This is a genomic window from Parafrankia sp. FMc2 (genome assembly GCF_041008525.1).
Classification (GTDB): Bacteria; Actinomycetota; Actinomycetes; order Frankiales; family Frankiaceae; genus Parafrankia.
Genome location: NZ_JBFLUG010000213.1, coordinates 1 through 8664 on the forward strand (window position 1 = coordinate 1; position 8664 = coordinate 8664).

The window sequence follows — 8664 nt, forward strand, 5'->3', positions numbered from 1 at the left end:
CCACCTCGTCGCCCTCGTCCGCGCCGGCGCCGTCTTCGAAGCAGGCCAGCTCGTCGAACGACCCACCACCACACCCGTCACCCAAGCCGCCTAACGATCATCACCCACAAGTCTTGACTATTTCTCCGCGATCTCGCGCCGGGCGGTCTCCTGCGGGTACTCGCCCTCCTCCATGCCCCCACCGGGGATCTCCCAGGTGTCGTCACGGTAGGTGGGCTGCACCAGCAGGACCCGGCCGGTGGCGTCGTAGAAGACCGCGCCGGCGCCGGCGATGACGCGCGGCAGGCTCGCGTAGTACTCAGCGGCAGGCAGAGGCGCAGACATGCGCGATGACGGTACGGGCCTCCGGCCGACCCCGAGGGGCGGAGGCACTCATGCAGCCAGCCACGGCTGGAGTGCGCCGGGCCCGGCCCCCGCTGGCTGGCGGCCCGGCGCACGTGATCACGATAGGTCAGTCGGCGAGACCACGGTGTTGATTCTCCGTGCCCTGATCAGCAGCAGCCGGCCGGCGGCCGGATCCGAAGACGCCCCTGGGGTCAGGCGGGGTCCTGCTCGTCGTCCCAGGCGGGCCAGTCGCCCTCGTTGAGGTCGGCGGCCTCCCGGGCTCGCCCGTCAAAACCGCTGCGCGCGGTGTCGGAGTCGGGGCGCTCCCAGGCTGCCCGGGTGATCCGGTCGGAGGCCTCGTGGTCCATCGGTGTCGGCTTGCCCATGACAAACAGCTCCCTGCGATCTCGAATCGAGCCCCGGTATCGCCACGAGGCGGGCGGACCTGGCCACGACCGGCGCGACCAGGCTGTGTGCCCAGGGATGCGATGCCAGGCCGCAGTCGTCGTTCGCTGCGCTGGTGCCGCGGGCGAGCTCCGAGTCGGGCACTACCTCGTTGGCAGCTCGCAAGGTAGGACCACCGTAGCGCGCCCGCTCAACCGACGCGGGCCGCGCGGACCCATGAGCTTCAGCGATCCCAGATCCGAACGGTCTCGCCGGTTCGCAGCGGCTTGTCGTCGGGGCCCTTCAGGTGCGAGTTGATCCAGATCGGGCGGTGCACGCCGCGGGAGGGGTACCACTGCTGGCGCCAGTGGCCGCGCACCATCCAGCGGCAGGTGTACTCGCGGGCCTCGCCCGCATCCGCGGGCGCGCCCTGGTCTCGGGAGGCGCGGCGCAGGTGGATCAGGCGTACCGGGCTGACGGGGAGACCGTCGCGCCGGGCCCGGCGGGCGGCCGCCCGGTCGGGCTGGAGCGTGTCGACCTCGACGATGTGGCCCTGGCTCATCAGCAGCCAGGTGGCGCGAAGAGTCTGAACCCATGGCGCGAGGGACGTGCTGCCCCTGCCGCCGTGGCTGTCGCCTGGCCTGCGTTCGACGTCGCGCTCAGCTCCGTAGCCGAGGAACGACTCGTTGTCCCAGACGAGCGGAGCCCTGTTCGCCCGTAGCTCCTCCCGTTCCCGCTCCCGGAGTGGGCGACCGCGCATGCTCGCCGCCAGCGCTTCCATACCCGCGTAGTTGCTGGGCACGTAGTAGGTCACCCACACCCCGCCGCGGGGCCACTCGTCGGTCTCGAACTGCCCCCAGGAGATGGCGACGACAGGTATGCGGGCGGGCGGGTCGGTATCGGTGTTGACGTAGGAGCCGATCGGTTCGGCGAAGACCAGGAAGCCGGTGGGAGCAGGAACGTCGTCAGGCTCGAGGCGAAAGTCGGGCAGCGACTCCCCCGCCGCGATGGCGAGCCTGACCATGTCGCCGGCGACGTAGAACAGTTCGGCGTCGGCGAGCCTTCGGTGCTCGTCCCCGCAGAGAATCTGCGCCGCCTCCAACGGACCTCGCGAGGGCGGGACGAGGGTGCCCTTACCGATGGCGAGGACCTGGGCTACCTGGGCGATCTCCTGGGGCAGGCGCATCTGCTGGGCCTGCCTGGCGCGCAGCGCCGGCACGTCCGTGGGAGCAGGAGCCTCCCAGTGCGTGACGTCCACACCGTCGTCCGGCACACCGGCGTCCATCTCGAAGCCCCCTATCAGAAAAGGCTTTGCGCCCAGACCGGGTCGCGCAGGATGTCCGGGACCGGGGTGACGCCGCGCTGGTGGTACCAGCCCGCGGCCCAGCGCAGGACGGCCCGCCGGTTCAAGCGCCACTCGTCGCAGAAGTCGGTCAGGACCTCGACGCAGAACGCCTCGCGCAGCTCCGCGCCGTCGACGTTCTCGGCGCCGAGTCCAATGACATCCGGGTCGACATCCAGGGCGTCGGACAGGACGGCGATGGCTGCGTTGCTGGTGCCGGTGCCGTTGTACCCCCACCCGAAGTCCCCGTACTCGGGCGGCAGGATCTCGCGCAGCATCTCGACGGACTCGCGTTCGGTCGGCCCTGACTCCGGCGCCTCGACGAGGATCACCGGTGGGAGCCATTCATCCTCGTCAAGCGCACCGGGAGTCGGCCGGCCGAATCGTCGCCGCGAACGCGGCGGCTGCTGTCGGCGCACCGCGTCGCCTTGGAGTCCGTGATAGGTCCGTTCCTGGTAGTCCATCGCCACCCTCTCGCGAGATGCGTCGAAGTCCGACCGTAACGGATCATCTTCGCGCCGCGACTGCGTTTTGCCTGACTCGAAAGCGATGGGCGCCCTCCGTGCGCTTCGTCCTACGAGTCCTCCTCGGCGAGGAGTGCCGGGCCAACCCAGGTGCGCGAGGCGCTGCGGGGCCTGTCGATCAGCGCCGAGGAGATCGTCGACGCCCTGGCCGACGCCGCGTCCGACGAGGAGTGAAGCTCACTCCCACCTGCCCACCTACCGACCCCGGCGCCGCGCCCGCGACTCGGGGGTTTCGCCATCCCCAGGCCAAGGGACGCACAAGCCACTTACCCGCCAGTCCAGGCGGGCGAGCGACCCCCCTACTCTCGGATGCCTGTCGTAACCGGGGGGATTCGATGCGCATACGCCTGCCACTGCTTGCCCTGCTTGCCACCGTGGCGGTTAGCTGTCAGCCGGTCGGGTCCGGCGGGGCGCCCGGCGGACCCGCTCCCACCAGCTCACCCCAGACGACGCCCCCGCGGCCGATGCCGACCACCAGCCCTATCGCTTACGGACCGCCCGGTGGCGGTCGGGCGGGTGGCAGTGGAGGGCTGATCGTGATCCCGCCAGTTGCGGGCCGCTCGCTGGAGTCCGCCCGCAGTGAGCTGATGACTGCCGGCCTGGGCGTGCTCAACGGTTCCGGCGGATGCCAGTGGGGTACTGGAACGACCGCGACAGGAACCAATCCGCCGGCCGGGACCACGATGAGAGTCGGCGACAACGTCTGGCTGGAGCCGGCGTGTGCCGCGAGTCCAGCCCCGCCCAGCGGGTCACCCATCGCTGACAGCTGGGAGTCCTCGCCGTCGCCGGAGGCCGACCAGGGTTCCTTCCCTGAGCCGTCCAACTCTCCCGAAGTCGACGGCTCGCCTGCCCCGATCGTCTCTCCTACCAGCGCCCCCAACACCCTGCCACCGCCGAGTCCGACAGACGTGCCGTGGCCGTCTTCCCTTGGGGCCCGGTAGGCGACGCGCTGCCCGGGAGCCGACTGGCCGTCACCTCTACGGCCGGCAGGGCATCGTCGCCGGTCCAGCGGTCCGGGTGGCCCGAGGTGTTGTGGGGTGGTCGTGCCAGTGCCAGGTAGCGCTCGAGCAGGTGGACGATGTGGGCGCCCACCGTCGCGGAGAGAAGCCGCCGGCCGAACTCGACGTGCTCGCCTGGTACCGCGAGGGCCCTGCCCTCATGGCGGAGATGGCCGAGGAGAATGCTCGCGACCAGGAGGAACACGCCCGCCGCGAACGGGAGGAGCGCCAGGCCCGACGCGATCAGGATCAAGGCCGCTGAGTCCAGCCGGACGCGGACTGCGCGTCCCATCGCGCCAGCGGTGCTGCGGCTGGAAGCGTTGCCGAGGCGCCAGAGCCAGCCACGGGTACAGCGCCGACTTGCCGTGATGCGGCGACTCTTAAAAATCTTGCTCCGTCGAGTTCACGATCAAGGTGGTCTCGCACCACTCCCCCTTGACGCCCGCAACCGCGGACGGGGGCGACGGGAGCAGACAAGTGGATCCAATCTTCATCTCGGCCGGAGTAGTGATCGTCATGGAGACCTTGGGGCTGGCCGGATTGTGGCTGCGCCTACGATCTTCGCTGCGGCAGGAGAACGCGCATCGACAGTTGCTGGTCGACGTCGCGCGGACGGTGCCGCCGGGTGGCGCGCTGCTGGAACGGCGCTCCGATGGGGCAGCCCTGGCCATGGTCGTGGCACCCGTCCCCCTCGACTGAGGACATGACCACGTGGACAGCCGCCCTGACCCGCCGGAGCCTGTTTCGGCGCCGAGAATAGCGCCGGCGAGGGCATCGGGCCCCTCGGCCGACACGGTCGCCGCGTTCAGCGGCTTCTACCGCCGGTTTGTTCCCACGCTCGTGGGCTTCCTGATCTGGCAGGGGGTCCGCCAGGCCGACGCCGTCGAGATCGCCCAGGACACGATGGCCGCGGCCTTCCAGTCCTGGCGGACCATCGACCATCCGGAGGCGTGGACGCGGCGCGTGGCCTCCCGCGCCTACGCCCGGCGGATCGCCGCCCTCGCCGAGGATCCGGTCGCTGAGGTGCCAGAGGCGCGCTCGCCGCTGCTGGGTAACCCGGGCGACCTGGCTGCGGTGATCGGCCGGCACGAGGTCTTGCGTCTTCTCGAGCTCCTACCCCCTCGGCAACGGCAGGTGATGGCCTGGACGGTCGACGGCTTCGCCCCCAGCGAGATCGCACAGGAGCTGAAGATGGAACCGGAGGCGGTCCGATCCAGCCTGTACAAGGCCCGCCGCACCCTTGCCGGCCATGTCGACCCGTCGAAGGGGGGCGAATCCCGTGCCTGAGGAAGAGCTGGACCGGTGGCTCGCGTCGGCCCGCCGCGATCTGGACGAGGACCTCGCCGGTGCGCTGGACGCCGAAGCGGGTCTTCGGGATGCGTTGCTGCCGGCTCGACGCGCCGCTTTCGATGACGATCTGCGCGCCGTTCTGGATCTGGATGTCGGCTTGGCCGCGATCATTCCCGGCGTCGAGCTGGACACCCAGTGGCCGCAGGCTGCTGTGACTGAGACTCCGACAAGCTCACGCGAGCTTGGGGGACGCGGCGACGCGACTGTGTGTCTGCTGAGGTCGCTTCCGCCTGCCGAGCGGCTTGCCCTCCGCGGAAGCCTTGCGATCAGCAGCATTGCTGTGGCCTTCGAAATCGCCCGCGCCCTCGCCCGCGCCCTCGACCTCGCCCGCGACCCTGCCCTCGACCTCGCCCGCGACCTCGCCCGCGCCCGCGACCTCGCCCTCGACCTCGCCCGCGACCTCGCCCGCGACCGCGCCCGCGCCCTCGCCCGCGACCGCGCCCGCGCCCTCGCCCTCGCCCGCGACCTCGCCCGCGCCCTCGACCTCGCCCGCGACCTCGCCCGCGACCTCGCCCTCGACCTCGCCCGCGACCTCGCCCTCGGCCTCGCCCTCGCCCGCGACCTCGCCCGCGACCTCGCCCGCGACCTCGTCCGCGACCGCGCCCTTCACCGCGCGCTGCAGGACGATCTCGAATACCTCCGCAGCAACATCCGCAGCGCTAATGATCCCAACTTCGAGCCCATACGCGATCTGGATCTTGCCCTGAAGGACTTCGTGGAGATAGATCTCCACGAAGTCGACCTGGCCGGCATCCCGCTGACGGGCATCCGCTGGTCGCGGGGCACGCGCTGGCCGCTGGACTGGCAGGAGCGAATCGAACAGCGATCGGAGGAGATCGAACCCGGAGTGTTCGAGATTCGGGACGGCACGGAGCACGCCGACACGTCCACAGTTTTCGCTGATCTTTGACCGAGGCTGACAACCGCATCGAGCCCGACGGGTCAAAGGGGGCGATGTGTCCTCGTGGACGTCGGCGGAAAGCCTCCTTGCGCGAGTCGCGCCCTTGTTGATCACGATTTCGCGGGCGGGCGTGAAGGGGGCGACAGGGGGAACTCGTTCGGCAGGACATGTCGGTACCGCTGGTCGAGTCGGAGAGGACCGTGATCCTGTCCGCGGAACGAAGCAACCGATCCGGTCTGCGGCGGCTCCTTGACCGGATCAGCCCGGCGCGGATGGAGACCGTGGGACCAGAGGCCAGCGACGACGTGCGGCTCGTCAGCCTCCTGGTGGCAGGGGCGTTCACGACAGTCGGTGCGCTGATCGGGATGCCGTTCGGCCGGGCTGATGACGGCGCCACGGCCGGGAGTCTTGTGACTGGTGGGACTGCTCGCGATGTGGATCAGCTGGGGAATCGCCTTCTACCTGCGCAAGGGCTGGCGCAGGCTGCGGGCGCGATCGAGGGCCCCACCCCGCGGTACCGTCGGCCACCAGACGCCTCCGCGAGGCGCACCGGGCGCGTGAGCCTCGACGACGGCCGAGTCCGCCCCGTCGGTCCGACGCTGACACACGGAGACGCAGGTCGATGCTGCCGACCCCCAGCTCGCGGGAGGGAGAACTGGTCGTGCCCGACGGGACGAAGATGATGCGGGCTGCTGTCGCGAAGGCCGATCAGTGCGCGACCGCCGCGCACGGTCCTCTCAGGTGAACTGGACAGCGAGCCAAGGCAGGTCGGCCGCGGGAAACCGCACCACGTCGTAGCCGCCGCGGACCTCGTGGTCGGTCTCCCATTGCCAGCCGGGCCGCAGGCGGGTGGGCAGGCGCATGGCGAAGCGGTGCCGGTCGGCGGGCTGGGTGAACGCCAGGTAGGCGAGGTTGTCGACGGCGAGGGTTTTGCCCCGTGACCCGCCCTGGCAGGACCAGGCGGTGCTGATGCCAGCACGCCACAGGCCGCGGACGAGCGGGGCGATCTCCTTATCGACGAAGGCGATCTTGCCGTGGTGCGCGACGGCTGTTTGGGGATGCGTGGCCGGGTAGACGCCGGCGGCGAGCAGGAGCTGGGTGGCATCGACAGTCACGGGCGTACGCAATCATGCGGGGGCAAGGCAGACAAGACCGAGAGACTGGTCCGTGGTCGAGGACGACAGGACGACACCAGGGCCGACGGCGATCCGGGCCGTGGTCCAATGACGTCGTCAGCGCAGGTCATGATGGTTCGATGCTGATCGTGTGCCGCTGGTGCGTCGAGGAGATCCTGGTGCCGATCGTCGGGGCGGTCGGGTACTGCTCGTCGATGTGACTGGCCCGGCTACCCAGAGCCCAGCCGAGGGTATGCAGGCAGCGTCCACGGGCCCCTTCGGGCATCGGTGGTCTCTCGGGTACTGATGATTAATGTGTGAAGTTTTGTTGATCAGAGCTGTTCCCAGGTCAGTCCGGTTTCGGTGAGGAACCCGACGAGAAGTTCGGGTCGGTACTGCATGCGTTTCAGGCCGTGTTTGACAGCCTGGTGGACCTCATCGATGCCACGGGCGGCGAGATGGACCAGGGTCGTGCGTTTCAGGTACGACCAGACGCCTTCGGCCGGGTTCAGGTCGGGGGCGTAGGCCGGCAGCCACACCACACTGATCCAGCTGGCGTGCGCGGCCAGGAACGCGGCCATCTGCGTCTGGAGGTGGATGTTCAACCGGTCCCACACCACTACCAGCCGGCCCCCGGGCAGCTGCGCGTGCGCGGCCAGCAGAAGATCCCGACAGTCCGCCCAGTCCAGCCCCTTCCGCTCCCCGGGCCGGCCGTGGCCGACCCGGGCCCGGTAGACCAGCCGGGCCCGCTGTCCGGGTTTGTAGCAGACCATCCCGACCACACTCACCCGTCCGGACCCGCCCCGTCCCGGAACCCGCACCAGCGGGGTCACTCCGCGGCGCGCCCAGGTCCGTCCTCGTGGCGGCCGCAGTCCCTGTCCTGTCTCGTCGAGGAAACAGACCCAGGCGTCCCGGGCCGCCGCGGTCGTTTTACCGCCGGCCACTCCTGGTCCTGCCACTCCTTGACGGCGGTCTCGTCGCGTTCAAGGGCACGGCGGGCCGGTGTCTGGCACGACCAGCCGTGCCGGTCCAGCAGCATCCACACCCCGGGCAGCGTGTAGACGACCCCGAACTCCCACCTGATCACCTGCGCGATCCGGGCCAACGTCCATCGCTGATCGTCCCAGCCGTACGCCTCCGGTCCGCGGCGCAGGACCGCCTCCAGCCGGGCCAGCTGCCGATCATCCAACCGGCACGCCGACAACGGACCGGTCGACCGCAACGCGGCCGCACCCCCCGATTCCCAGGCGCGGTACCAGCATCCCGCCGTTTTCACGGTCACTTTGAATTCCCGGGCCACCTCCGCTCGTGTCGCGCCCTGATCGAACCGGTCGGCTGCGGCCATCCGGACCCGTTCCCTTTCCACCTGCTCGGCGGGCGTCAACCCGCCACCCGTCGCATACCTCATGTAACGGTTTTACCCACACGCCCGCGACTATCACCGAACGCATTAACACCACGCATTAATCATCAGTACCGCACCCCAGAAAACACCGAACACGCATACCACACGACCCAGACCGAAGCCAAGGAAGCAGCATAAAGCTGGTATAGTCCGTCTACGTCGGTGTCCGAGAAACGGGCAGCACCTCAAGCTACTACTGTCCCCTGCCGGACTACAGGGGGAACCATCATGAACTGGCAAGGGCCACCAGAGCCGTACAACAACCCGTATCCGCCTGCCCGCCAAGGACAGCACGACCCCCGGTACGGCTACCCTCCGCCC

General features: G+C 69.7%; 10 protein-coding genes. 3 read left to right on the forward strand and 7 right to left on the reverse strand.

Features of this window, described 5'->3' with window-relative positions:
- Positions 1-117 precede the first annotated feature (117 nt).
- From AB1460_RS34160 to AB1460_RS34180, 5 genes are all read right to left on the reverse strand, one after another.
- Complete coding sequence (locus AB1460_RS34160; protein ID WP_368966452.1) at positions 118-324, reverse strand: NUDIX domain-containing protein; 207 nt, start codon at positions 322-324, stop codon at positions 118-120.
- 212 nt (positions 325-536) lie between these two features.
- Positions 537-710 carry a hypothetical protein gene (locus tag AB1460_RS34165; RefSeq protein WP_368966454.1) on the reverse strand — a complete coding sequence of 58 codons (174 nt, stop codon included), beginning with the start codon at positions 708-710 and terminating at the stop codon, positions 537-539.
- 242 nt (positions 711-952) lie between these two features.
- Positions 953-1993: a hypothetical protein gene (locus AB1460_RS34170; RefSeq protein WP_368966455.1), complete on the reverse strand. Its 1041-nt coding sequence runs from the start codon at positions 1991-1993 to the stop codon at positions 953-955.
- Positions 1994-2007: 14 nt separating this feature from the next.
- The gene (locus AB1460_RS34175; RefSeq protein ID WP_368966457.1) at positions 2008-2514 is read right to left on the reverse strand and encodes a DUF6166 domain-containing protein; all 507 of its coding nucleotides are present in this window, start codon (positions 2512-2514) and stop codon (positions 2008-2010) included.
- Between the two features lie 924 nt (positions 2515-3438).
- Positions 3439-3825, reverse strand: a complete 387-nt coding sequence (locus AB1460_RS34180) for a hypothetical protein (RefSeq protein ID WP_368966459.1) — start codon at positions 3823-3825, stop codon at positions 3439-3441.
- 224 nt (positions 3826-4049) lie between these two features.
- Between AB1460_RS34180 and AB1460_RS34185 the strand changes: the two genes are divergently transcribed.
- From AB1460_RS34185 to AB1460_RS34195, 3 genes are read left to right on the forward strand one after another with little or no spacing between them, the layout of a single operon-like run.
- Complete coding sequence (locus AB1460_RS34185) at positions 4050-4271, forward strand: hypothetical protein (protein WP_368966461.1); 222 nt, start codon at positions 4050-4052, stop codon at positions 4269-4271.
- A 12-nt stretch (positions 4272-4283) separates the two neighbouring features.
- Entirely contained in the window at positions 4284-4859 is a 576-nt protein-coding gene (locus tag AB1460_RS34190) for a sigma-70 family RNA polymerase sigma factor (RefSeq protein WP_368966463.1), read from the forward strand.
- Positions 4852-5832 (forward strand): hypothetical protein, encoded by a 981-nt coding sequence (locus AB1460_RS34195; protein WP_368966465.1) that lies wholly within the window; start codon positions 4852-4854, stop codon positions 5830-5832. Before AB1460_RS34190 ends, AB1460_RS34195 begins: the two co-directional genes overlap by 8 nt.
- A gap of 728 nt (positions 5833-6560) precedes the next feature.
- Here AB1460_RS34195 and AB1460_RS34200 read toward each other — a convergent pair.
- On the reverse strand, positions 6561-6938 hold the full coding sequence (locus tag AB1460_RS34200) for a hypothetical protein (RefSeq protein WP_368966467.1): 378 nt from the start codon (positions 6936-6938) through the stop codon (positions 6561-6563).
- A gap of 332 nt (positions 6939-7270) precedes the next feature.
- Positions 7271-8346, reverse strand: a protein-coding gene (locus AB1460_RS38475) for an IS630 family transposase (RefSeq protein WP_420497442.1) whose coding sequence is annotated in 2 segments (ribosomal slippage) — positions 7271-7866 and positions 7866-8346 — 1077 coding nt in all. Because the reading frame shifts where the segments join, the coding sequence is not laid out codon by codon here.
- Positions 8347-8664 lie beyond the last annotated feature (318 nt).